This is a genomic window from Pseudomonas sp. SL4(2022) (assembly GCF_026625725.1).
Lineage (GTDB): Bacteria > Pseudomonadota > Gammaproteobacteria > Pseudomonadales > Pseudomonadaceae > Aquipseudomonas.
Window position 1 is genome coordinate 3,485,841 of the sequence record NZ_CP113060.1, and the last position, 23,120, is coordinate 3,508,960.

The following is a 23,120-nucleotide window of genomic DNA, read 5'->3' on the forward strand; positions in this document are numbered from 1 at the left end:
TAACGTTTGGTTAAGGGGCGGGCTTTAGCCCGTCCCAGCGAGCACAGCGAGCGATTTGAACCAATTGTTAGACGCTCGGATGTACGCAGAATTTGAAGCACCGCATTCCTGCTTGTAACGCGTTACGCGAAATGCCTGACGAAACGCGATAAATCCAATGTTTCGATGTTGCTGGCGAACCGCAGTTTATACGTGCCCCGATGGTGGAGGCGATGGTTCAGTAAACACAAAAATTGAAACTGTGTGAAGCCTAAAGCAGTGGAGCGATATTGCGGATGTACGCGGTGCAAAAAACCATTAAGCAGAATGCGGTTAGCTAACGATTAAGCTAAGGGGCCGGCTTCGCCGGTCCCAGCGAGCGATTTGAGCGCATTGTTATGTTCACTTTGCACTAGCTTCGGCTTTTATAGATATTTTCTCTGCCTCACCGGTACAGGTGTTGAATTTTACCAGTTCGCCTGCGATCTCCTTTACCTCGTAGCATTTTGTTTGGGGGTGTAAGTGTCCATCCCACTTCAATGCTGCAGGTGAGAGTGCTAGCGCTAAGAAAACTGCCGCTATTGCCATTGCAGCAATTCCCCAGCCTAGGCCGTGACCAATTGCTTCAAGCCCTTTGCTGTCCGAGACTTTCTCGAGAGAACGTGCGATGACTTCGGCTTTTGTTGTTCTATCTTCGCTCACGGCCAGCCTCGAAATTAATTAGTGATACATAACGTTTGGTTAAGGGGCGGGCTTTAGCCCGTCCCAGTGAGCGAAGCGAGCGATTTGAACCAGTTGTTAGGGTGCCCCCCCACTCAACATGTAGTGCTGAATTGACTTTCGTGCTGTTGATGTCTGCACATTCGTGAATGTTGCCAAAGCATAAGAATCTGTTTTTTCCGGTTAAATAATAAAGATAATCAGCTTCTGTCGCGTATTGAGCAGGTGGGATTTTTTGTTTTACCTGCTCGGAGCTGAGCTTTGCTTGCTGCATGATCTTTGCCGCGTCTTCGAAGCTTATAAGCTGCGGATCACTGGGTGTTCCATACAACCAGCCACAGAAGCCATTGTGTACGAAGTAGGCAGCCATTTGAGTACCCTAACGTTTGGTTAAGGGGCGGGCTTTAGCCCGTCCCAGTGAGCGCAGCGAACGATTTGAACCACTAGTTAGGCTCTCGCGCCGTATTACCTTCATAAAAATACCAGAAAGCAAATGCTGCTGGAATGCCAAATAGTACTCCGGGAGTAAATGTCTCTTTTAGGTATATTAACCACCCCCACAGGGTTGGCACACCATTTATATTTTTGACTACGTTGAATCCATATATTTGTGTTTCTATTGTCCCGATGAACTGGCCATCTGGGAGAGGCCATCTATAGATGCCGGTTGGGATGATTGCTATTAAGAACCCGGCCAATATCACATGCTTTAATTTGAGAAGGTTGAATTTATTTAGCAGGGTTAGAGTAGGTAGCCCCATTACGATAAAGTGAGCAGTAGAAATAATTAGACCATATAAGATCAATGTTGGAATTAAACCATCTGAGGGCGACCCGCCAAGCGCTACAGCAGTTAGAGCAATGATGAGCGAAGGCGTAACTATGGCTGCAAGGCTTGCGAAGAACATTAAGATTAGCCTAACGTTTGGTTAAGGGGCGGGCTTTAGCCCGTCCCAGCGAGCACAGCGAGCGATTTGAACCAATTGTTAGACGCTCGGATGTACGCATAATTTGAAGCACCGCATTCTTGCTTGTAACGCGTTACGCGATAAACCTGACGAAACACGATAAATCCAATGTTTCGATGCAACTGAAAAAACTGCGATTTCAACGTGCCCCGATGGTGGCGGCGATGGTTCAGTAAACACAAATTTTGAAACTGTGTGAAGCCTAAAGCAGTGGAGCGATATTGCTGATGTACGCGATTAAAAACCAAACAAGCTGAAAGCGATTGTCTAACGTTTGGTTAAGGGGCGGGCTTTAGCCCGTCCCAGTGAGCGAAGCGAACGGTTTGAACCAGTTGTTAGGCTCTGTCGTTTGGTGCGTTCATAATTCATGTTATTTTGTTCTAATTTTTATAATTGCTATAGATATACAGGCAGCGATAAGAGGCGCTGCACCTAATACAAACCTCCCGCCCTGTGATAGTCCCGCAATTAAAAAAGCCAAGAAGCCTGCTATGACTCCGACATATATGTGGGTAGGTACTTCTTAATCTATGTATTCTTTCATTCTGATTGCGATGCTCCATGCGCTATATAGGCCATAACCTGCAAGTAGGTACCATAAAAAAACACCTGGACGAGCAAGTGACAGCAACAAGGCGAATGGAGCGCCAACTATATATTTTAATGTATCAGGGAGCATCACTGCGCCCAGTATAAGTAGCAAGATTAGATTTGCGTAGTTGCTTCGCACTTCCTGATGCACGAATTTTCTCCAAGGTTTACAGCGTAAGCCTAACGTTTGGTTAAGGGGCGGGCTTTAGCCCGTCCAAGTGAGCGAAGCGAACGGTTTGAACCAATTGTTAGGGACATAGACGCGAAATTTCACTAACAGCAGCCTGCTTTCGGTTTTGCACCCATTCAACTGTATGGGTAGAGTGCATTTCTATAACTGCACTGTAGTGCTTCACTGCCTCCTTCTTATTTCCAAGAGAAGCGAAGCAGTACCCTAGATTGAATTCACGCCACCCTGCATCAACGCCAAGCGCACGAGAAGTATCTAGCTCACCACTTTTGACACCTGCCAGGATGCTCTCTATTGAGTTATATTTGTCTAGGTAGGGTAAAACTACTTTTTTAATTATTTCACTAACTGCACTGAAGTCGGATTCCAGGTTTTCATCTTGCCGCGAAAACCAAGTATCCCCGCCGCCAGTGAGCGCTCCGATACGAGATGTACCATGCATTGACATGCCCTCATCTAAGGCATGTGTGAAACTCCAAAATACATTTAAAGTGTATTTGCCGGATAAGTGTCCAGTTCCAGGCTGAAATTCAATGCCTTGCCTTAGCCCCTTCAAAAATCTCTCTGGAATTCTAGGTTTCTTCAACACAAAACCTTTTGATTCCATCTCATCTTTAAATATTCGCTTTATTCGCGATTTTAGTCTTGCATCACTCATGGTCGAGTACCGAACTTTTTCATGCGTGCCTAACGTTTGGTTAAGGGGCCGGCTTTAGCCGGTCCCGAGTGAGCGAAGCGAACGACTTGAACCAGTTGTTAGAGCTCATTGCACTAGCTCTGGCGAAAGATACCATTCGATGAACTTATAGAAATTTGGCCATTTTGGCTCTGGTGCCACCAAGAATTGGGTACGTTCGGACAAAGAAAAATCGTATACGGCATGGGTGCGCACAGAATAGAGAAAGCCACCTTCTCCTTGGCAACTGGTGAAGCATATATATTCATTCGGAAGCCCCCAGAACTCATGTGCAAAATTAGTGCTGACAGCTACTTCTTCTGTTGGCTCACAGATATCTACAAGTTGTTCTTCAGCGAAAGGGCTCAGCAAAGAGCTTAAGCAATAAGCAACACAAAATTCGTGGAGTTGGCTCTCTACACCAATACCTAGTCTTTGCAGAGCTTTTTTCGCTGTCTCTACATTGCTGCGTTCTATGTCACCCAGTCGATTTTTGTTCGCAAGCACGTGGATATTTTCCGGGATCATCTTCTGGGCTCTAACGTTTGGTTAAGGGGCGGGCTTTAGCCCGTCCCAGTGAGCGAAGCGAACGGTTTGAATCAGTTGTTAGGAGGCCTTATTGCCGAGCTTTGATAAGTATAGAAGATGTGCTGTGGCAATTATTGGGCCGGCGAAAACAGTGAAAATCATATAGTGCTCCGTGCTAGTTAGTAAACCGGCACTGCAAGCAGCAAGACCCAGTATGATTCCAAACCATTGTATTGGTCGTCCAGGCCAGCTTCTTTCTTTACTGTATGCATAGCGCGCTAAACTGGCGAATGAAATTGCGCCCCATGTTCCGCAAATTGTGATAAGTGCAGCTATTGGCAGAACACCACTACTTGATGGTGAAAAAATCAAGGCAATCAAAGAAGTGGGTAAGAACATTATTCCTAATGCAAGGAGAGCTATCGCTGGCCCGCAAAGAAGAATTAGCTCCATGGATAATATGATGCGATTCAACGTGGCATCCTAACGATTAAGCTAAGGGGCCGGCTTTAGCCGGTCCCAGCGAACGAAGTGAGCGATTTGAGCGCATTGTTAGGCGTACTCACTGTATTCTTTGCTTTCCCACCCATGCTTTGGGCTGAGATGAGGCAATTTCTTGAGAAGATTTTCGGCTATCACTTTGGCCTCATGATCCCTATAAGAGTCTGAGAGTTCGAATAATTCACCAGAGTTTAACTTTAATGTGAAGCTTGTTTTTGTGGTGTGGCGGTTCCGGGTTCTTGTAAATGCGGAAATGGCACTGTATTCGATATTACGCGCTTCTGAATTGCGTTTTTTCCTGATGTATATTTCTTTATCAGTAAATCTAATAAGCGGAGCTTTGGCCAGCTTTCTAAGTTTGGCGTGGCGGTTTATTTCAAACGGAATTGCTGCCGTTAACAGTGTTGTTGCCAGAAGCGCAGCTGTGTTGCCGCTAGCGTAGGCGAGGAATGTGAAAAGGAGCATTGGCGGGAGCAGTAGAGCGTACAGGATGATTGTTCCTGTTGTGCCTTCTTCCTTTATCTCGATGTCCGACATGTTTGCCTAACGTTTGGTTAAGGGGCGGGCTTTAGCCCGTCCCAGCGAGCGCAGCGAGCGATTTGAACCAATTGTTAGACGCTCGGATGTACGCATAATTTGAAGCACCACATTCCTGCTTGTAACGCGTTGCGCGAAATCCCTGGCGAAACGCGATAAATACAATGTTTCGATGTTGCTGGCGAACCGCAATTTAGACGTGCCCCGATGGTGGCGGCGATGGTTCAGTAAACACAAAAATTGAAACTGTGTGAAGCCTAAAGCATTGGAGCGATATTGCTGATGTACGCGATTAGAAACCAAACAAGCTGAAAGCGATTGGCTAACGTTTGGTTAAGGGGCGGGCTTTAGCCCGTCCCAGTGAGCGCAGCGAGCGATTTGAACCAATTGTTAGACGCTCGGATGTACGCATAATTTGAAGCACCACATTCCTGCTTGTAACGCGTTACGCGATAAACCTGGCGAAAGGCGATAAATCCTATGTTTCGATGTTGCTGGCGAACCGCAATTTAGACGTGCCCCGATGGTGGCGGCGATGGTTCAGTAAACACAAATTTTGAAACTGTGTGAAGCGTAAAGCAGTGGAGCGATATTGCGGATGTACGCGATTAAAAACCAAACAAGCTGAAAGCGATTGGCTAACATTTGGTTAAGGGGCGGGCTTTAGCCCGTCCCAGTGAGCGCAGCGAACGGTTTGAACCATTTGTTAGGCTTTGTCCAATTTTTCTGGTGCTACTACAGTGCACTTAAAAGGGAAGCCTTGGTCTTCTGCGGCTGATGTAATTAACGCACAAATGCTCTCCGCTATATCGAGATCTGTTCCAAACCATGTGGCTTCACCATTTTCATGGATTTCAGCCATGAGGCTGAAGGCCTGTGATTGGTTCAATTTCAAATATTTTCTAAATACACCGGTAACAAAGTCCATTGGTGTAGTTTCATCGTTAAAAAATATAATGCCGTGACCACCTGCTTTGGAGAAAAACGGTTTCTCTAACTTCGGAAACTCTTCTTCTCCATTGAATGCTTTTGTGAGCCAGTTGGTAAGGGCTTTGGTGATCATGCTCTGAGCCTAACGTTTGGTTAAGGGGCGGGCTTTAGCCCGTCCCAGTGAGCGCAGCGAACGGTTTGAACCAGTTGTTATGTAAAATTCACCTGGTATTTAAAGAAATTTATTTTAATCAAATAAATATCAGAAGCTAAGCACTCAGATTCGTACTTTTTTAGTTTTGCCCTAGCCTTATCAAGGAAAAGCTCATTGTTTAGGAGTTCGCGTGCTTTATGGCTAATATAGTCCAAATCCCAACTTAACTTATTAATGCCTCTTTCGAGGGCTGCCTTAAGAAGAAGAACATAAAAGCATAGCTGCCAAGTCGTGTCATCTGTGTTCCAAGGAAAATATTCTTCTTCTATAAAGCAAAGAGATTGCCCAAGTGAAAATCCCCTCTCCGATTGGCAGTTATCAAAAAGTGAATTTATAGCATCTTTTGTATCTTCGTATGAGCGCATCGCTTTTTACATAACGTTTGGTTAAGGGGCCGGCTTTAGCCGGTCCCGAGTGAGCGAAGCGAACGGCTTGAACCATTTGTTAGGCAGCAGTACTGATGTGCTCAAGACTTATACCTTTCTCGGTAGATATAAATTCTACTAGGAGTTTTGCGCCAGAGTCTGTTTCTACAAGGCATTCAATGACAGCCTCTATGCCTGAAGAGTTTTCGGTGAGGAAAGAAATTTCAATTTCAGGCTGCGTGGACAGAGGTGTAAACCCATGTGCCCCAAGCTCATGTAAGCATGCTCTGAGATCCGCGTGGATCGCTTGGTGCGCCGGCCTTCCAAAGGCTAAGGCGTAGCCATATTGGTTAGCCAGCAGCTCAATGTGCCCTAACTGTAAAAGCTGAATAGCTTCCGAGCATTTAACTCTCAGGTCTGCACTGTCTTCCATATGCTGCCTAACGATTAAGCTAAGGGGCGGCGGAACGCCGTCCCAGCGAACGAAGTGAGCGATTTGAGCGCCTTGTTAGGCGCCATAGACGCGAAGTAACTCAGTGACGAGAATACCGTTAATTGCCATGCCATTTAAATTTGCGTCTGTGATTGTAACGTTGCTTAAATCGACATTATTGAGTTTGGCCCCGGTTAACGAAACGTCGGTGAACGTTGAGCCAGAAAGGTTGACGTCATTGAATTTAGCGAGTTGCAGGTTTACGTCGTTGAAGCTCGCCTCAGGTAATGAGACTGCCTTAAATTCCGATAATTTTTTAGTCACGTTGAACTCTCCATGTTTGGTGCCTAACGTTTGGTTAAGGGGCGGGCTTTAGCCCGTCCCAGCGAGCATAGCGAGCGATTTGAACCAATTGTTAGACGCTCGGATGTACACATAATTTGAAGCACCGCATTCTTGCTTGTAACGCGTTGCGCGATGAACCTGGCGAAACGCAATAAATTTGATGTTTCGATGTAGCTGAAAACCCGCAATTTCAACGTGCCCCGATGGCAACCGGCGTAAGCACAGCAACCGCAAGACTAAACCCGAGAAAGACCCGAAAGCAATCGTGCGGCCTTGCGAACAAAAATGACGCAACGGATGAAACGCGATAAATCCAATGTTTGCAATGTAACGACCTGAACGCAGTGTTAAACAATGCCCAAAATATAACGGGCGTCAGTTCAGTAAATGCACATTTCAAACCGTGAAAACCTCGAAAGTAAACGTGCGTCTTTACGGGTGTACGCATTACAAAAAACAAGCTTTGGAAACATGAACGTCTAACGTTTGGTTAAGGGGCGGGCTTTAGCCCGTCCCAGTGAGCGGAGCGAGCGGTTTGAACCAGTTGTTAGGTTTCTGTTTAGCCATGAAACCAAGACTTGGCGGACTGCGTGCGTAGCGCGAAGAAGAGAGCTAAACACACCAATGCCTCGGAAACGAATTGGGTTTGAATAACCCATGTCCATTGACCGTACTCGCTCGAAAATGGGCTGAAGAGAATGCTGATAAGTACCGCTACAACACAATATGTGGACAGCCAAGACAAAGTACCTGAACGACGCCGAGAGAAAGCCCAGATGAGCCAGATTAGCGATGCGTCGATTGCCATGGGAAGAAGAAATAGGAAGCTTTCCTCAACGATCGGAGCTAGGCATGCATGCATAACAAGCAGTATCGAAAGAGCAATGCAAAGGACGCGAATTGCTAGAGGCATAGAGTTTGAAACCTAACTATAAATAGACACCAATTGGTGTCGTGACGTGTTTTGGGATTTGGTGGATAACATTCTTGTCCGGTCCGGTGGTGCCGTCTAGGCTGAGGGTTGCTGCTAGGAATTGGCTGAAAGGGGAGTTATCCACCATGGATGGAAAGCCACGCTTGCTTGATCAGGTTCGTGAGCAGACTCGTCTGAAACACTACTCGATTCGTACGGAACACGTCTATTGCGAATGGGTAAAGCGCTTTATTCGCTTTAACAGTTATCGGCATCCGCAAGAAATGGGTGCGGTAGAGGTGGAGGCATTTCTATCAGATTTGGCACTACGGAAGAATGTCTCGGCCTCAACGCAAAATCAGGCGCTTGCGGCGTTGCTGTTTCTTTACAAACAGGTCCTTAAACTGGATTTACCCTGGTTAGGTGATGTGGTGCGGGCAAAGAAGCCAAGCCGTTTACCGGTTGTGTTGAGTGTTTCCGAGGTGCAGCAAATATTGGGCAATTTAGAGGGCGAGGTTGGGTTGGCTGCGCATCTGCTTTATGGTTCCGGTATGCGCTTGATGGAAGTAATGCGTTTGCGAGTAAAAGATGTCGACTTTCCGCGCGGTGAAATTTTGGTCCGCGATGGCAAGGGTATGAAGGATCGGGTGACGGTGTTGCCGCGTCGCCTGGTTGAGCCGCTCAAGCAGCACCTGGCGTTGGTCAGGGCGCGTCATAACGCTGAGCTGAAAATGGGGCGTGGTGATGTTTATCTGCCTTTTGCTTTGGAGCGTAAGTATCCGAATGGTCCGTGGGAGTGGGGGTGGCAGTATGTATTTCCGGCCCCGGGACTTTCGGTTGATCCGCGCAGTGGCAAATCGCGTCGGCATCATTTGGACGAGAAGCGCGTGCAACGCGCGTTCAAGTTTGCATTGAGGCGCAGCGGTATTGTGAAGCTGGCAACGCCGCATACGTTACGGCATTCCTTTGCTACGCATTTGTTGGAATCTGGCCAGGATATTCGCACAGTGCAGGAGTTGCTGGGCCACTCCGATGTGAAAACGACCATGATCTATACCCATGTGCTCAATCGTGGTGGGCTTGCGGTGTTGAGTCCGCTGGATAGGGTCTGAGTTGAGCCGAGTGTGTGGGGGTTAGGTTTATTCCGTGCATTGGCTGCGTTAAAATTTTGGCGCTATTTATGTGACGCCCGGCCTTGGCTGGGCGTCATGCTGTCAGTCCGGGTTAAGCCTGGCGCTTGATTCCTTTCTATCTTTCCGCCGAGCCCTCGGTGGTTCTGTCCAGACGCGCTGCAACAACAATAACTCCAGCTGCTGATTTGGCTTTTGATACGTACGTTGGAGATATGCCGTTTATGAATACCTGGTTTGCCAATATCAGCGTAACCCGCAAGTTGCTGATAGGTTTTGGTGTTGTGCTGGCGATGACGGTGCTGATGGCCTGGACGGGCTGGAGTGGTTTGGGCAGCGTGATTCAGCGCGCCAATTGGATGAGCGACATCACTTACCTGAACAGCAGTCTCACTAACCTGCGCATTGCCCGTTTGCAGTACATGATTGCCAACGGTGATTTGCCTACGGCCGAGCGTTTGCAGTCGACCCTGAGTACTTATATCGCCAAGCAGGAGGCATTGCAGGCGTCGTTCAAGAACCCGGTCAATTTGGCATTACTCAAGCAGCAGGGTGCCATTAACGATGATTATCAAGTTTCCCTGAATGCCATGAAAGCGGCCTACAAAGACGTCAGTGCTGCCAATGCCATGTTGGCGCGTACGGCAGATGAGGCTGTTGAACAGATTCGCCAGATCATGGCCGGGGTGGTGCAGTTACCAGAGTTTGATCCGCAGCGTTTTGTTCAGTATCAGGCGATCACTGATAGCCGTGCGGAGCTGCTGCAGGTTCAGCATCTGGTCAGTCTTTACAGTGATAATGCGAATCCCGGTAATGAGTCGGCAATGATTCAGGGGGTTGAGGCGATCATGGCTGGGCTGGCGGATCTGGATCGGGCATTTGCCGGGTCGCAGCAGGCCGCTGTATTGCAGATTGAGCGTACGCTGGCGCAATACCGGGACGCGGTGTTGGCGCTGCGTAATGCCACGCAGGCCATTGCGCGTACGCGTCAGGAAATGACCGTGCAGGGCGCTGAAATTGTCAAAATCAGCGATGAGCTATACAGCTTTCAGCTTGATCGCCTGGCCGTCGAGAGTGCGGCGGCGCGCTACCTGCAGTTGGCGGCTACTGCGTTGGCCTTGTTACTTGGTCTGCTGGCGGCTTGGTTGATCACACGGCAAATCATTCGTCCGCTGCGTGCAACCTTGTCGGATGTCGAGCGCATTGCCAGTGGCGATCTGACGCCGGGTTCTGTTGTGGTGCGTCAGGATGAGCTGGGTGTGTTGCAGCAGGGTGTGCAGCGCATGGGCAGCACCTTGCGTGAGTTGATTGGCGGGATTCGCGATGGGGTCAGCCAGATCAGCAGTGCTGCCGAAGAACTGTCCGCCGTAACCGCGCAGACCAGTGCGGGGGCCAACAACCAGAAAAGTGAAACTGATCAAGTGGCCACTGCCATGCACGAAATGTCCGCCACGGTGCAGGAGGTTGCGCGCAATGCCGAGCAGGCGTCTCGCGCGGCCACTGACGCTGATATTGAAGCGCGCAATGGCGACAAGGTGGTGGCGCAGGCCATTGCTCAGATTGAGCGTCTGGCTGATGAGGTCGGGCGCTCTACGGGTGCCATGAGTGCCCTGCAGCAAGAAAGTCAGAAGATTGGCAGTGTCATGGATGTCATCAAGGCTGTGGCGGAGCAGACGAACCTGCTGGCACTCAACGCGGCTATTGAGGCGGCGCGAGCGGGTGAAGCGGGTCGAGGTTTTGCGGTGGTCGCAGATGAGGTGCGTGGTTTGGCGCAACGCACACAGAAGTCCACTGAGGAGATCGAGGGCTTGGTTGCTGGGCTGCAGAATGGTACGCAACAGGTGGCCAGCATCATGTTGAGCAGCCGTACCCTGACGGACAGCAGTGTTGAGTTGACTCGTCGCGCGGGTGATTCGCTGGAAAGCATTACCCGTACAGTGTCGAATATTCAGTCGATGAATCAGCAGATTGCGGCGGCGGCTGAGCAGCAAAGTGCGGTGGCTGAAGAGATCAGTCGCAGCATTATCAGCGTGCGGGATGTGTCTGAGCAGACGGCGTGTGCCAGTGATGAGACCGCTCGTGCCAGTGTTGAGTTGGCGCGTTTGGGTAACCAATTGCAGATGATGGTGAGCCGTTTCCGTGTGTAGCCGTTGAATGAAAACGCCCCGCAATGCGGGGCGTTTTTGTGAGGTGGGCCAATATCGGTTGGATTAGACCCGCTCGGCCCACATGTCGTATTCGTCGGCATCGACGATGCGCACGCGGACTTTTTCGCCCGGCGTGAGATTGGTGCTGGCGATAAACACGCTGCCGTCGATTTCCGGGGCGTCGGCATAGCAGCGGGCGACTGCACCTTGGTCGTCGACTTCATCAATCAGCACGTCCATTTCCTTGCCGACCTTGAGTTGCAGGCGGGCGGTGCTGATGGCTTGCTGGTGGGCCATGAAACGGTCCCAGCGATCCTGTTTGACGTCATCGGGTACCGGGTTGTCGAGCAGGTTGGCCGGCGCGCCCTCTACCGGCGAGTACTGGAAGCAGCCTACGCGGTCGAGTTGGGCTTCGCTCAGCCAGTCGAGCAGGTATTGGAAGTCTTCTTCGGTTTCGCCGGGGAAGCCGACAATAAAGGTCGAGCGAATGGTCAGTTCCGGGCAGATTTCGCGCCAGGCTTTGATACGCGCCAGGGTTTTGTCTTCAAAGGCCGGGCGCTTCATGGCCTTGAGCACTTTCGGGCTGGCGTGCTGGAAGGGGATGTCCAGGTACGGCAGGATCTTGCCGGCGGCCATCAGTGGGATCAGCTCGTCGACGTGCGGGTAGGGGTAAACATAGTGCAGGCGCACCCACACGTCCATGCTGGAGAGCGCCTCACACAGTTCGGTCATGCGGGTTTTCACCGGCTGGCCGTTCCAGAAGTCGGTCTTGTACTTCATGTCCACGCCGTAGGCGCTGGTGTCCTGAGAAATCACCAGCAGTTCTTTGACGCCGGCTTTGACCAGGCGCTCGGCTTCGCTGAGCACTTCGCCAACCGGGCGGCTGACCAGCTTGCCGCGCATCGACGGGATGATGCAGAAGCTGCAGCTGTGGTTGCAGCCTTCGGAAATCTTCAGGTAGGCGTAGTGGCGCGGGGTGAGTTTGATGCCCTGGGGTGGCACCAGGTCGATCAGCGGGTTGTGATCCTGGCGCGGTGGTACGACTTCATGCACGGCGTTGACCACTTGCTCATACTGCTGCGGGCCGGTCACCGAGAGCACGCTGGGGTGTACGTCGCGGATGCTGCCTTCTTCGACGCCCATACAGCCGGTGACAATCACCTTGCCGTTTTCCTTGATCGCTTCGCCGATCACTTCCAGGGACTCAGCTTTGGCACTGTCAATAAAGCCGCAGGTGTTGACCACTACAACGTCGGCATCTTGGTAGGTCGGCACGACCTCGTAGCCTTCCATGCGCAACTGGGTGAGGATGCGCTCGGAGTCCACCAGGGCCTTGGGGCAGCCAAGTGATACAAAGCCGACTTTCGGCGTGGCGGGGGTGGACATGGCGTTAACCTCGGGCGTGTACGGATGGATGCTGGGCGCTGGGGGCGCCTCTGATCAAAAAGTGCGCAATTCTAGCGGCGGCGCTGGCAATTGACCAGCGCTGAGCGTCGCCTTGATGGAGTCGGTTGCGGGGCTGAGTCAGGACTGCTTGCTAGGCAGGATGCGCGTCAAGGTGTTGTCGCGCACGACAAAATGGTGGAGCAACCCAGCGGCGGCGTGCAGGCCGATCAGCCAGTATCCGGCGCTGCCGGCCAGTTCATGCCATTCCTTTATCGTGCCAGTCAGGTCCGGGTTTTTGCCGACCAGGGGTGGCAACTCCAGGCCAAAGAATGGGATGGGTTTGCCGGCTGCGCTGAGGATCAACCAGCCGGCCAGCGGTGCGCCGATCATCAGGCCGTAGAGTGCCAGGTGCATCAGTTTTGCCGGGATGGCTTGCCAGCTGGGCAGTGCGGGTTGGATTGTCGGTGTTGGGGCGATTGTACGGGCCAGCAGGCGCAGCCAGACCAGGGCGAAGACAGCGAGGCCGAGCATGAAGTGCCACTGCTTGAGCAGTTCGCGAGTATCGCTGCCTTTGGGGAAATTGCCTTTGAGTTCGATGCAGGCGTAGACGCCGGCAATCAGAATCAGCATCAGCCAATGCAAGGCGATGGACAGGCTGCCGTAACGTGATTCGGTATTTTTCCAAGACATGGTGGTGTGGGCTCCGGGGCGGTAAGTGAGGATCGGCTCCAGTTTAGACAGGCTGGCCGAAAGCCTTGTTGCGCCTGATCACTTAAATCACGCACAAACAAAAAGGCCACTCGATTGAGTGGCCTTTTTGAGTATCTGGTTGCGGGAGCTGGATTTGAACCAACGACCTTCGGGTTATGAGCCCGACGAGCTACCAGACTGCTCCATCCCGCGCCGGCCATTCTATATGGAAATCGCGTGCTGTCAACAAAATAGTGTTTTTAATCAAATGCTTAGCTTGTTTATTTGGTGGAAACAAAAAAGGCCACTCGATTGAGTGGCCTTTTTGAGTATCTGGTTGCGGGAGCCGGATTTGAACCGACGACCTTCGGGTTATGAGCCCGACGAGCTACCAGACTGCTCCATCCCGCGCCGGCCATTCTATACATCAATGGTCTTTTGTCAATTGATTAGTGGCGTTTAATCAATAACTTAAATAGCTGTGCTGCGGAAACAAAAAGGCCACTCGAATGAGTGGCCTTTTTGAGTATCTGGTTGCGGGAGCTGGATTTGAACCAACGACCTTCGGGTTATGAGCCCGACGAGCTACCAGACTGCTCCATCCCGCGGCGGCAATTCTAGCGGCAAAAAGTTTTGTGTCAACCTAAAATTTCATGGAAGTCTTTTTTATTCAGTCGCTTAGCCTGGTAGCCCCCGCTGGGGTTTAGAGCGAACCTGCTTGTTAGCCTGGCGCGTTTATCGGCGTAGCCCACAACCTAGAGGTTGGGCTAGAGTCCGTGGCCATTGAAGAGGAGCGACACCATGAGTAGTGAATGCAACAGCTGTGGTGCCCAGGTGACAACCGGTGACAAGACTTGTCCCGGTTGCGGGACGGCTGTGGCGCCCAAGACCAAGCTGGTACCCCTTGCGGCTTTTATGTTGATTGTCATCCTGATCATTCAGTCCTACATCAGTAAGCCGGATGAAAGCGCGCCGCAGGCAAAACCTGCGGCGCCAGTCAGTGCGGCTGAACAGTAAGCGGCAGCTGATTGGGCGATGAACAGCCGCAAGATTATCCACGTCGATTGCGATTGTTTTTACGCGGCAATCGAGATGCGCGATGACCCGAGCCTGGCCGCTAAACCGCTGGCGGTAGGCGGCTCGGCTGAACGGCGTGGGGTGATTGCAACCTGTAACTATGAGGCGCGTAGTTATGGTGTGCGCTCGGCGATGCCCTCTGGGCAGGCACTGAAGTTGTGTCCTGACCTGGTAATCGTCAAGCCGCGGATGGATGCCTATAAGGCGGTGTCGCGAGAAATTCAGGCGATCTTTCGCGATTACACCGAGCTGATCGAGCCCCTGTCGCTGGATGAGGCTTATCTTGATGTCAGCGACAGTCCGCATTTTGCGGGTAGCGCCACGCGCATCGCTCAGGATATTCGCCGGCGGGTTTCGCAGGAGCTGCATATCACCGTTTCAGCGGGCGTGGCGCCTAACAAGTTTCTCGCCAAGATCGCCAGCGACTGGAGAAAACCTAACGGCCTGTTTGTGATTACTCCAGATCAGGTTGAGGATTTTGTGGCCGGCCTGCCCGTGACTAAATTGCATGGTGTGGGCAAGGTCACGGCTGACAAGCTTGGACGGTTGGGCATTCGTACCTGCAGCGACCTGCGCGAGTGGAACAAGCTGGCGTTGGTCAAGGAGTTCGGCAGCTTTGGCGAGCGGCTGTGGGGGTTGGCGCGTGGTATTGATGAGCGCGTGGTACATAACGACAGTCGGCGCCAGTCGGTCAGTGTGGAGAACACCTTCGATAAGGATCTGCCAGATCTGACGGCGTGCCTGCAGCAACTTCCCGCACTGCTGGAACAGTTGGCGACTCGTATGCTGCGGCTGGATGAGAGCTATCGTCCTGACAAGCCCTTCGTCAAGATCAAGTTCCACGACTTTAGCCAAACCACGCTGGAGCAGGCTGGAGCCAGCCGAGACTTGCCCAGTTACACGCGCTTGCTAAGCGCAGCGTTTGCCCGCGGTAACAAACCTGTGCGTCTTCTGGGGGTTGGCGTGCGTTTGCACGATTGGCGTGGCAGGCATGAGCAATTGGACTTGTTTACGTCTGATTTAACCTAAGGTTGAACTTTGTTTTGAGCCATATGCCGTAGGTACGCGAGCAATGCCCCGAGCTGTTCGTCGCTCAGCAACTCGGTCGTGAAGCCCGGCATCTGGCCTTGTGGCCAGCGGCGCAGGCTCTGGGGGTTGCGGATATAGCGGGTGAGAAAGTCGCCGCTGAAATACTCCGTTGGGTTGTGCGGAATATTCAGATCCGGGCCGAATTGTGAGTCTCCGGCGCCATTCAGGCGATGACAGGCCATGCAATTTTTCTGGTACTGGGCAAAACCGTCTTGCACCGCCGGACTGGCGTCTGCCGCCGGCAGCAGTTGTGGGAAGCGTTGCGTCACCGGGGCGAGTTTGCGGATGCTGGCGAGTTGAAACGGCCATTGTTCGGGACCGATCTGGCTGGCGGCTGGGTTTTGCCAAACCAGGTAGAAAGGTCCGGCGCTGGGTTTGCCGTTACCCAGTGCAGGCCAGGGGTGCGCCGGGTCTTCGATGGCCAGCCAGGCCTGGCTGCCGGTTTGGCTGAGCGCAGGAGCGGCAGACAGTTCGGCAGCAAAGCCGTCGCTGGCCACCAGCTGCAGGTGATCACTGGGCCGTAAGCCGTTCAGCAGCGCGGCCAAGGGTACGGCGCGGTAGTGCATGCTGCGTTTGTAGCTGACGTCGTCGCGGATCTCGATGTTTTGCGCCTTTGGGTGGGTGAGCAACTGGGCGCTGCTCAGACGCTGGCTGCCGTTGCCCAGCTCCAGGGTCAGCTCGGCTGCAGTCAGGTCAGAGAGGGTTAAGTAGCCGAGCAGGGCCATACAGAGTGCACGCGTCTTCAATCCTGTGCTTCCAGGGCGAGTTTCAGTTCGTCATAGCCGCCAGCGTTGATCAGGTTGCTATAACCCATGGCGCGCAGGCTTTGCTCGGCAATGCTGGAGCGGCGACCGCTGCGGCAATACAGCACGATTGGGGTGTCCTTGTCCGGGGCAAGAGCGCTGATGCGGCTGGCGATCTGCTCATGGTCGATTTGCTCTGCGCCAGGCAATGCGCCTGCAGCGAACTCTTCAGCGGTACGCACATCGATCAGCACGCTTTCCGGTGATTGCAGGGCGACAACGGCGGCGCTGAGTTCGGCTTCGCCGGCCAGCAGTGGCAGGCTAAGCAGCAGACCGACGGTGGCAAGTAGGGGGCGCATGGTGGGCTCCTTGAAGTGATTGCAAATCACCCTAGCATAGGCCCTTGCGTGCGCGCTGCTGGCAAACGCGCTGCCGCTGCCGGCGCGCGCTACGGTGGCCGGCAGAGCAGGGTTTCAGGGGCTGGACGCGAACCATTTGTGGGGAATGGAGCCGCAGCAGGATTCAGGGTTAGCTGACCAGTCGGGTCAGGTTGGGAAGGATCAGGATCAGGGTGGTGGCAAAAACGATCATGCCTGCCTGGCGCATCTTCACGGGATTGAACATGGCGATTGGCCTTGTTGTTTTTTGCGGCGAGGTCGTCGCGCTCCTGCGTACTACGCGGATGCGGCGCCCCGTCTCATGTTGTTCATTCAAGCCGTCCCGGCAAAACCCGGCGACGACGCCTAAAGTGGTCAACCAGCGGAGTAAGCGCCAGTGGCCTGATTCAACTGTAGGGCTGGCTCAGTAGCGACAATAGACGCCTTGATTACTAAGAAAGGCAGGCTAGTTGCCGGTGGTTATGAAGCGCGACCGGTCAGCGATAAACAGCCCTTGAGCTAGACGGGCTTATACGCATTCACCCAGCGTTTGACCGTTTATCTGAGCTGAGCGGTCAATAGGCCTGAGCACTTCGGTCATTGAGCCTGTTCCGGTGCGGCGTATGGTAGGCCCACTCAACAAAAACAGGCGCGGGCCTACCTGCGCCATCAGCCACCCTCCACTGGAGGTCTGAGGACGCCATGACCGAAGCATATATTTTCGATGCCGTGCGCACGCCCCGCGGCAAGGGCAAGAAGGACGGCGCGCTGTACAGCGTCAAACCGGTCGACCTGATCGCCGGCCTACTCAAGGCTTTGCAGGCGCGCAATAATCTGGACACCAGCCAAGTCGATGACATCGTGCTCGGCTGCGTGACGCCGGTGGGTGATCAGGGCGCGGACATTGCCAAAACGGCCGCCATGGTCGCCGATTGGGATGTCAGCGTGTCGGGTGTGCAACTCAACCGTTTCTGCGCTTCGGGTCTGGAAGCGGTGAACATCGGCGCGATGAAGGTGCGTTCCGGTTTCGAGGACCTGGTGGTGGTCGGTGGCGTCGAATCGATGTCGCGCATTCCCATGGGCTCCGACGGCGGTGCCTGGGTGATGGACCCAGCGACCAACATGCACACCCATTTCACTCCGCAAGGTATCGGTGCCGATCTGATCGCCACCCTTGAAGGTTTTAGCCGCACCGACGTCGACAGCTTTGCCCTGCGTTCCCAGCAAAAAGCTGCCCGCGCCAGCAAAGACGGCTCGTTCAGCAAATCGCTGATTCCGGTGGCCGACCAGAACGGCATCGTCCTGCTCGATCACGACGAATTTATCCGTGGTGAATCCACCCTCGAAGGCCTGGGCAAGCTCAAGCCGAGCTTCGAGATGATGGGGCAGATGGGCTTCGATAGCACCGCGCTGCGCGTTTACAGCCATGTTGAACAAATCAGCCACGTGCACACCCCGGGCAACAGCTCGGGCATTGTCGATGGTTCGGCTCTGATGCTGATTGGTTCCGAGGTCAAAGGCAAAGAACTGGGCCTGAAGCCGCGCGCGCGCATCGTCGCCACGGCGGTCACCAGCACCGACCCGACCATCATGCTCACCGGCCCGGCACCGGCTACGCGCAAGGCATTGGCCAAAGCCGGGCTGAACGTCAATGACATCGACCTGTTCGAGGTCAACGAGGCATTCGCTTCGGTGGTGATGAAGTTTATGAAGGACATGGGCGTCAGCGAGGACAAGGTCAACGTCAATGGCGGCTCCATCGCTATGGGCCACCCGCTGGGTGCAACCGGCTGCGCCATCCTCGGCACCCTGATTGATGAGCTGGAGAAGCGCCAGTTGCGCTATGGCCTGGCCACCCTGTGCGTAGGTGGTGGCATGGGCATCGCCACCATTATTGAGCGAGTTTGACGTTTTGTATGGTGGATGACGCGAAGCTCATCCACCGCGCAGCCGGTGAGTGGAAACCTGTGTGGGTTTTCCACCCTACGAGGCTCCCACCGACATTTGGGAAGTGAATAGAAATGACTGACGCCATCCGTTACGAAAAAGGCCAGGACAATATCGTCGTTCTGACCATGGACATGCCCGGCCAGAGCGCCAACACCATGAACGCGGTCTACCGCGAAGCCATGGGCAAGACCGTCGACCGCCTGGAAGCCGAGAAGGATTCCATCGCCGGGGTTATCCTCACCTCCGCGAAGAAAACCTTCTTCGCGGGCGGTGACCTGAATGAACTGATCAAAGTCACCAAGGCCGACGCGCCGGCTTTCTACCAGATGATCCTCAATATCAAAGGCCAGTTGCGCCGCCTGGAATGCCTCGGCAAACCGGTGGTCGCCGCCATTAATGGCGCGGCTTTGGGTGGCGGCTGGGAAATTGCTCTGGCCTGCCACCACCGTATCGCCCTGAACAACTCCAGCATCCAGCTCGGTTTGCCGGAAGTGACCCTCGGCCTGCTGCCGGGCGGCGGCGGTGTGGTGCGCATGGTGCGCATCCTCGGTTTGGAAAAAGCCCTGCCGTACCTGGCCGAAGGCAAGAAGGTACGCCCTGATGCGGCGCTCAAGGCGGGTCTGATCCATGAGCTGGCCAGTGATAGCGACGACCTGCTGGCCAAGGCGCGCGCCTTTATCGCCGCCAACCCGACGGCTGTGCAGCCGTGGGACGTGAAAGGCTACAAAATTCCCGGTGGCACGCCGTCCAGCCCGAATGTGGCGCAAATGCTGGCTATTGCGCCGAGTGTGCTGCGTGACAAGACCAAGGGCTGCTTCCCGGCGCCGGAGAAGATCATGTGCGCTGCCGTCGAGGGTGCCCAGGTCGATTTCGATACCGCGCAGATCATCGAAGCACGCTACTTCACCGAGCTGACCACCGGGCAAGTGGCGAAGAACATGATTGGCACCTTCTGGTTCCAACTCAATGAAATCAATGCCGGCGGCTCCCGCCCACAGGGCTTCGAGCCCTACGTGACCAAGAAGGTCGGCGTACTCGGTGCCGGCATGATGGGCGCGGGCATTGCTTACGTGTCGGCCCTCGCTGGTATCGACGTGGTGCTCAAGGACATTTCCATCGAGGCCGCTGAGAAGGGCAAGAGCTACTCGGCCAAACTGCTGGAGAAGAAAGTCGGCCGTGGCCAGATGAGCGCCGAGAAGCGCGATGGCATCCTGGCACGGATTAAACCCACCGTCAGTGACGCTGATTTTGAAGGCTGCGACCTGATTATCGAAGCCGTGTTCGAGGACCGTGACCTCAAGGCCAACGTCACCGCGGCAGCCGAGCGTGCGGCACTGGCGGATGCGGTGATCGCTTCCAACACCTCGACCTTGCCGATCACCGGTCTGGCCACCGCTGTACAGAAGCAGGACAAGTTTATTGGCCTGCACTTCTTCAGCCCGGTGGACAAGATGCCGTTGGTGGAAATCATCAAGGGCGAGCACACCAGTGACGAGACTCTGGCGCGTGGTTTCGATTACGTCATGCAGATCAAGAAGACCCCGATCGTGGTCAACGACAGCCGCGGCTTCTTCACTTCGCGCGTGTTCGGCACCTTCACCAACGAGGGCCTGGCCATGCTCGGTGAGGGCGTGAGCGCAGCGATGATCGAGAACGAAGCGCGCAAGGCCGGCATGCCGGTGGGCCCGCTGGCGATCAGCGACGAAGTGTCGATGAGCCTGATGAACCATATCCGCCAGCAGACCCTCAAGGATCTGGCAACTGAGGGTAAATCCATCCCTGAGCACCCGGCATTTGCCGTGATCGACATGATGCTCAACGAATACAAACGGCCGGGCAAAGCGGCGGGTGCGGGCTTCTACGATTACCCGGCGGCCGGCGCTCCGGCGGGTGGCAAGAAGCACCTGTGGCCGGAGCTGAAAGCGCGCTTTGAAAAAGCCGAGGCGCAGATTTCACAGGAGGACGTACGTGATCGCATCCTGTTTATCCAGGCCATCGAAACCGTGCGTTGTGTGGAGGAGGATGTGCTCAAGTCGGTGGCCGATGCCAACATCGGTTCGATTTTCGGCATCGGCTTTGCCGCCTGGACCGGTGGGGCGTTGCAGTTTATTAACCAGTACGGGGTGAAGGACTTTGTAGCCCGCGCTCAGTACCTGGCTGAGCAGTATGGCGAGCGCTTCCTGCCACCGGCACTGTTGCTGGAAAAAGCAGCGAAGAACCAGCAGTTCTAAGCTGACATCAGGTCACATCAAAGCCAGCTCAATGAGCTGGCTTTTTTGTATCTGCGCATGGCCAGTTCAGATTGGCTTGTTTAGGCTGTTGTTTTACTCAGGAGTTTTGCATGAAACAGGTCTGGATCGTCGTACTTCTGCTTGGGTTTATGGGCCAGGCCCAGGCAGTCGAGGATAGGGTCTACCTGGTCGCCCTGGCTAACCTAGGCGGCTCTAATCTGGCGCAAGTAGTCTTTCTCCATGAACCGCAGATCACTCAGCTTGAGGGCTGTGAAGAAGCGCGTTTGCAGGGGATTCGCGAGCGCGACTGGTCGCGTTATCACCACATTTTCATGAGCCACCGCATGAAAGGCTACACGGTGCAGATGCAGTACCGTTGCGTGACCAGTGAGCAATCCATTGACGGCTGGTACGACAAGGCGAGGTATGACTATGCCTATCTGGTCGAAATCGAGGCGACAGCGCGCATGCGCTTGCGTCAAAGCGCCAGCCTGGCGCAATGCGGTACTGCGCTTCAGGCGCTGCCGGTGGCTAAGCGCCAGCAGTCCTACTGCGCCATGGCCAACCAGAAGTTGCTGGCCGTTCCATAACCTGAGTCATAACGGAGCGGTTTAACCGCTCAAGGAGCCTATGTGCAGTGTCTGAAAGGTTTTGCATGTGTACTGGTCGGGGTGTTGGCGTCACCAGCCTGGGCCGATGACTGCGCCAATGCCATGGATCAACTCACCCTTAACCAGTGCGCGGCGGCGGACTACGCTGCACAGGACAAACGCCTGAATCAGCTCTACGGCGATTATCGCAAGCGTCTGGATGATGGGCAGAAGCAGCAACTCAAGGACGTGCAACTGGCCTGGATCAAATTCCGCGATCTGGCTTGCGCGTTCGAGTCAGCGTCGGTGGAGGGCGGCTCCGCCTATCCGATGGTGCTTAATGGTTGCCTGACGCAAAAGACCGCCGCGCGGGTCAAGGAGCTGGAACAGCTGGCCGTCTGTGAAGAGGGCGACCTCAGCTGCCCGATGCCAGCGCAATAGCGCGTCTGAGTGATTTTCAGCACACCTGACGGCCGCAAACCAGTTGCTGGATGGCCTGGCGTTCGCTCAGCTGGGTAGGCATGCGCAGGGTGGTCAGGCCACCGTCGCCCAACTGAATGGCCAGCTCGGACTCGAAGTGGATGCCACTGCTGTCGACTATGGCGTAGGTCACGCCATAGACGTTCTGGTTGCTCAGTGTTTGGGCGATGCTCATGGCGATTCTCCGGAAGCGAATGGCGCTGTTATTGGGCGGCGCGTTTTTGTGCGTTCAATGCCTGTTGCGCCTGACGAATGCTGCTGGCGCTTTGGGTGCTGTTGAAGGCTGAGGCGGCCAGCAGGCTGGCGATGGCGGAGAAACTGGTCATGGGGGTGTCCTCTTCTGTGGGGGGGCGCAGTGCCCGATGGCCAGATCATCGGCCTGTGCCATTATCGACAGAAGTGAATGGTGCTTATGGTGACTATCGAGGGCGCTGATGGTCCGTACACCGGGTTGTTACAGCGGCCGCAGAAGCAGCGGGTAATTGGTCGGGTTAGTCCCAGAACTATTGCCATGCAGGCTGGCAGCAGGCACGCTTGCGCGCTGGAAAAACAACCCTCCTGCGCCCTAGGTAACCGCCCATATGCCGCTGCAGATCTGCATCCTGGAAACCGATGTTCTTCGCCCTGAGTTGGTCGATCAATACGACAGTTATGGTCGTATGTTCGAGCAATTGTTCGCCCGTCAGCCGATTGCTGCCGAGTTCAAGGTGTACAACGTGATGGAGGGGCACTACCCGCCGGACAGCGAGCGCTACGATGCGTATCTGGTGACGGGCAGCAAGGCAGATTCCTTTGGTAGCGACGCCTGGATCCAGACGTTGAAAACCTACCTGCTGGAGCGTTATGCCCGTGGCGACAAGCTATTGGGGGTGTGTTTCGGTCATCAGCTATTGGCGCTGTTGCTGGGCGGCAAAGCCGAGCGTGCCGTGCAAGGCTGGGGTGTGGGTATCCATCAGTACCGTATGGAGAACAGACCGGCCTGGATGAGCCCAGATCTGGAAGACCTTACGCTGCTGATCAGCCACCAGGACCAGGTCACCCAATTGCCGGAGAACGCTACCTTGCTGGCCAGCAGCGAGTTCTGCCCGATTGCGTCTTACTGCATTGGTGATCAGGTGTTGTGCTTCCAGGGGCACCCCGAGTTTGTGCATGACTACTCGCGCGCGTTGCTTGACCTGCGTCAGCAGCATATTGGCGAGCCGGCGTATACCCGCGGTGTTGACAGCCTGCAGCATGACCACCAGGGCCATACGGTCGCCGAGTGGATGATGCGTTTTGTCGCTCACGGTCGTGCAGGTCTAGTCGAATAAATGTTGGCAGATAAAAAGCCCGGTCAATGA

Annotated in this window: 25 protein-coding genes, 3 tRNA genes and 1 pseudogene; 10 read left to right on the forward strand and 19 right to left on the reverse strand. The window is 54.1% G+C overall.

Going from position 1 to position 23,120, the window contains the following annotated elements; translation table 11 throughout:
- Positions 1-381: 381 nt before the first annotated feature.
- The 10 genes from OU997_RS16505 to OU997_RS16550 form a co-directional block, all read right to left on the reverse strand.
- Complete coding sequence (locus OU997_RS16505; RefSeq protein WP_267807613.1) at positions 382-681, reverse strand: hypothetical protein; 300 nt, start codon at positions 679-681, stop codon at positions 382-384.
- Positions 668-1,069 (reverse strand): hypothetical protein, encoded by a 402-nt coding sequence (locus OU997_RS16510; RefSeq protein ID WP_267807614.1) that lies wholly within the window; start codon positions 1,067-1,069, stop codon positions 668-670. The genes OU997_RS16505 and OU997_RS16510 overlap by 14 nt, the downstream gene beginning before the upstream one ends.
- Before the next feature lie 73 nt (positions 1,070-1,142).
- Positions 1,143-1,607: a hypothetical protein gene (locus tag OU997_RS16515; protein ID WP_267807616.1), complete on the reverse strand. Its 465-nt coding sequence runs from the start codon at positions 1,605-1,607 to the stop codon at positions 1,143-1,145.
- Positions 1,608-2,506: 899 nt separating this feature from the next.
- Positions 2,507-3,106, reverse strand: coding sequence for a tetratricopeptide repeat protein (locus OU997_RS16520; RefSeq protein ID WP_267807618.1), 600 nt, complete (start codon positions 3,104-3,106; stop codon positions 2,507-2,509).
- 105 nt (positions 3,107-3,211) lie between these two features.
- Entirely contained in the window at positions 3,212-3,652 is a 441-nt protein-coding gene (locus OU997_RS16525; RefSeq protein WP_267807620.1) for a hypothetical protein, read from the reverse strand.
- Between the two features lie 552 nt (positions 3,653-4,204).
- Positions 4,205-4,690 (reverse strand): hypothetical protein, encoded by a 486-nt coding sequence (locus OU997_RS16530; protein WP_267807621.1) that lies wholly within the window; start codon positions 4,688-4,690, stop codon positions 4,205-4,207.
- Between the two features lie 706 nt (positions 4,691-5,396).
- Entirely contained in the window at positions 5,397-5,753 is a 357-nt protein-coding gene (locus tag OU997_RS16535) for an ATP-dependent Clp protease adaptor ClpS (protein WP_267807623.1), read from the reverse strand.
- Positions 5,754-5,830: 77 nt separating this feature from the next.
- Positions 5,831-6,199 (reverse strand): hypothetical protein, encoded by a 369-nt coding sequence (locus tag OU997_RS16540; protein ID WP_267807625.1) that lies wholly within the window; start codon positions 6,197-6,199, stop codon positions 5,831-5,833.
- A gap of 79 nt (positions 6,200-6,278) precedes the next feature.
- Complete coding sequence (locus tag OU997_RS16545) at positions 6,279-6,632, reverse strand: hypothetical protein (RefSeq protein WP_267807627.1); 354 nt, start codon at positions 6,630-6,632, stop codon at positions 6,279-6,281.
- 75 nt (positions 6,633-6,707) lie between these two features.
- Positions 6,708-6,956, reverse strand: a complete 249-nt coding sequence (locus OU997_RS16550) for a pentapeptide repeat-containing protein (protein WP_267807521.1) — start codon at positions 6,954-6,956, stop codon at positions 6,708-6,710.
- Positions 6,957-8,036: 1,080 nt separating this feature from the next.
- On the opposite strand from OU997_RS16550, the gene OU997_RS16555 reads away from it, so the two are divergent.
- The 3 genes and pseudogenes from OU997_RS16555 to OU997_RS21070 all read left to right on the forward strand — a co-directional run bounded on the left by OU997_RS16555 (position 8,037) and on the right by OU997_RS21070 (position 11,167).
- Entirely contained in the window at positions 8,037-9,002 is a 966-nt protein-coding gene (locus OU997_RS16555) for an integron integrase (RefSeq protein WP_267807629.1), read from the forward strand.
- A 377-nt stretch (positions 9,003-9,379) separates the two neighbouring features.
- Positions 9,380-10,312: pseudogene (locus OU997_RS21065) on the forward strand (methyl-accepting chemotaxis protein); the annotation flags it as partial.
- On the forward strand, positions 10,304-11,167 hold the full coding sequence (locus OU997_RS21070; protein ID WP_371920657.1) for a methyl-accepting chemotaxis protein: 864 nt from the start codon (positions 10,304-10,306) through the stop codon (positions 11,165-11,167). The pseudogene OU997_RS21065 and the gene OU997_RS21070, both read left to right, overlap by 9 nt.
- Before the next feature lie 63 nt (positions 11,168-11,230).
- On the opposite strand, the gene rimO is transcribed toward OU997_RS21070, so the two are convergent.
- From rimO to OU997_RS16585, 5 genes are all read right to left on the reverse strand, one after another.
- Positions 11,231-12,553, reverse strand: coding sequence for a 30S ribosomal protein S12 methylthiotransferase RimO (rimO, locus tag OU997_RS16565; RefSeq protein ID WP_267807633.1), 1,323 nt, complete (start codon positions 12,551-12,553; stop codon positions 11,231-11,233).
- Between the two features lie 138 nt (positions 12,554-12,691).
- Positions 12,692-13,243, reverse strand: a complete 552-nt coding sequence (locus OU997_RS16570) for a cytochrome b (RefSeq protein WP_267807635.1) — start codon at positions 13,241-13,243, stop codon at positions 12,692-12,694.
- A 136-nt stretch (positions 13,244-13,379) separates the two neighbouring features.
- Positions 13,380-13,456 (reverse strand) — tRNA-Met (locus OU997_RS16575).
- A gap of 121 nt (positions 13,457-13,577) precedes the next feature.
- Positions 13,578-13,654, reverse strand: a tRNA-Met gene (locus OU997_RS16580).
- A 120-nt stretch (positions 13,655-13,774) separates the two neighbouring features.
- Positions 13,775-13,851 (reverse strand) — tRNA-Met (locus OU997_RS16585).
- A 193-nt stretch (positions 13,852-14,044) separates the two neighbouring features.
- Here OU997_RS16585 and OU997_RS16590 point away from each other — a divergent pair.
- Both OU997_RS16590 and dinB read left to right on the forward strand, forming a co-directional pair.
- Positions 14,045-14,260, forward strand: coding sequence for a zinc-ribbon domain-containing protein (locus OU997_RS16590; protein WP_267807637.1), 216 nt, complete (start codon positions 14,045-14,047; stop codon positions 14,258-14,260).
- An 18-nt stretch (positions 14,261-14,278) separates the two neighbouring features.
- On the forward strand, positions 14,279-15,349 hold the full coding sequence (gene dinB / locus OU997_RS16595; RefSeq protein ID WP_108489861.1) for a DNA polymerase IV: 1,071 nt from the start codon (positions 14,279-14,281) through the stop codon (positions 15,347-15,349).
- On the opposite strand, the gene OU997_RS16600 is transcribed toward dinB, so the two are convergent.
- Both OU997_RS16600 and OU997_RS16605 read right to left on the reverse strand, forming a co-directional pair.
- Entirely contained in the window at positions 15,346-16,134 is a 789-nt protein-coding gene (locus OU997_RS16600; protein WP_267809926.1) for a c-type cytochrome, read from the reverse strand. The genes dinB and OU997_RS16600 overlap by 4 nt on opposite strands.
- Before the next feature lie 17 nt (positions 16,135-16,151).
- Positions 16,152-16,511 carry a rhodanese-like domain-containing protein gene (locus OU997_RS16605; protein WP_267807638.1) on the reverse strand — a complete coding sequence of 120 codons (360 nt, stop codon included), beginning with the start codon at positions 16,509-16,511 and terminating at the stop codon, positions 16,152-16,154.
- Between the two features lie 720 nt (positions 16,512-17,231).
- Here OU997_RS16605 and OU997_RS16610 point away from each other — a divergent pair.
- From OU997_RS16610 to OU997_RS16625, 4 genes are all read left to right on the forward strand, one after another.
- Entirely contained in the window at positions 17,232-18,437 is a 1,206-nt protein-coding gene (locus OU997_RS16610; RefSeq protein WP_267807639.1) for an acetyl-CoA C-acetyltransferase, read from the forward strand.
- 113 nt (positions 18,438-18,550) lie between these two features.
- Entirely contained in the window at positions 18,551-20,710 is a 2,160-nt protein-coding gene (locus OU997_RS16615) for a 3-hydroxyacyl-CoA dehydrogenase NAD-binding domain-containing protein (RefSeq protein ID WP_267807641.1), read from the forward strand.
- A gap of 110 nt (positions 20,711-20,820) precedes the next feature.
- A complete protein-coding gene (locus OU997_RS16620; protein WP_267807643.1) occupies positions 20,821-21,300 on the forward strand; it encodes a hypothetical protein in 480 nt (159 codons plus the stop codon).
- Between the two features lie 42 nt (positions 21,301-21,342).
- Positions 21,343-21,741 carry a lysozyme inhibitor LprI family protein gene (locus OU997_RS16625; RefSeq protein ID WP_256583002.1) on the forward strand — a complete coding sequence of 133 codons (399 nt, stop codon included), beginning with the start codon at positions 21,343-21,345 and terminating at the stop codon, positions 21,739-21,741.
- A gap of 16 nt (positions 21,742-21,757) precedes the next feature.
- Here OU997_RS16625 and ptrC read toward each other — a convergent pair whose 3' ends face one another.
- Together ptrC and OU997_RS16635 are read right to left on the reverse strand one after the other, a co-directional pair.
- Positions 21,758-21,955 carry a type III secretion system co-regulatory protein PtrC gene (gene ptrC, locus OU997_RS16630; RefSeq protein WP_108489856.1) on the reverse strand — a complete coding sequence of 66 codons (198 nt, stop codon included), beginning with the start codon at positions 21,953-21,955 and terminating at the stop codon, positions 21,758-21,760.
- Between the two features lie 28 nt (positions 21,956-21,983).
- Positions 21,984-22,106 (reverse strand): hypothetical protein, encoded by a 123-nt coding sequence (locus OU997_RS16635; protein WP_256583001.1) that lies wholly within the window; start codon positions 22,104-22,106, stop codon positions 21,984-21,986.
- 255 nt (positions 22,107-22,361) lie between these two features.
- Between OU997_RS16635 and OU997_RS16640 the strand changes: the two genes are divergently transcribed.
- Entirely contained in the window at positions 22,362-23,090 is a 729-nt protein-coding gene (locus tag OU997_RS16640) for an amidotransferase (protein ID WP_108489855.1), read from the forward strand.
- Positions 23,091-23,120: the final 30 nt, after the last annotated feature.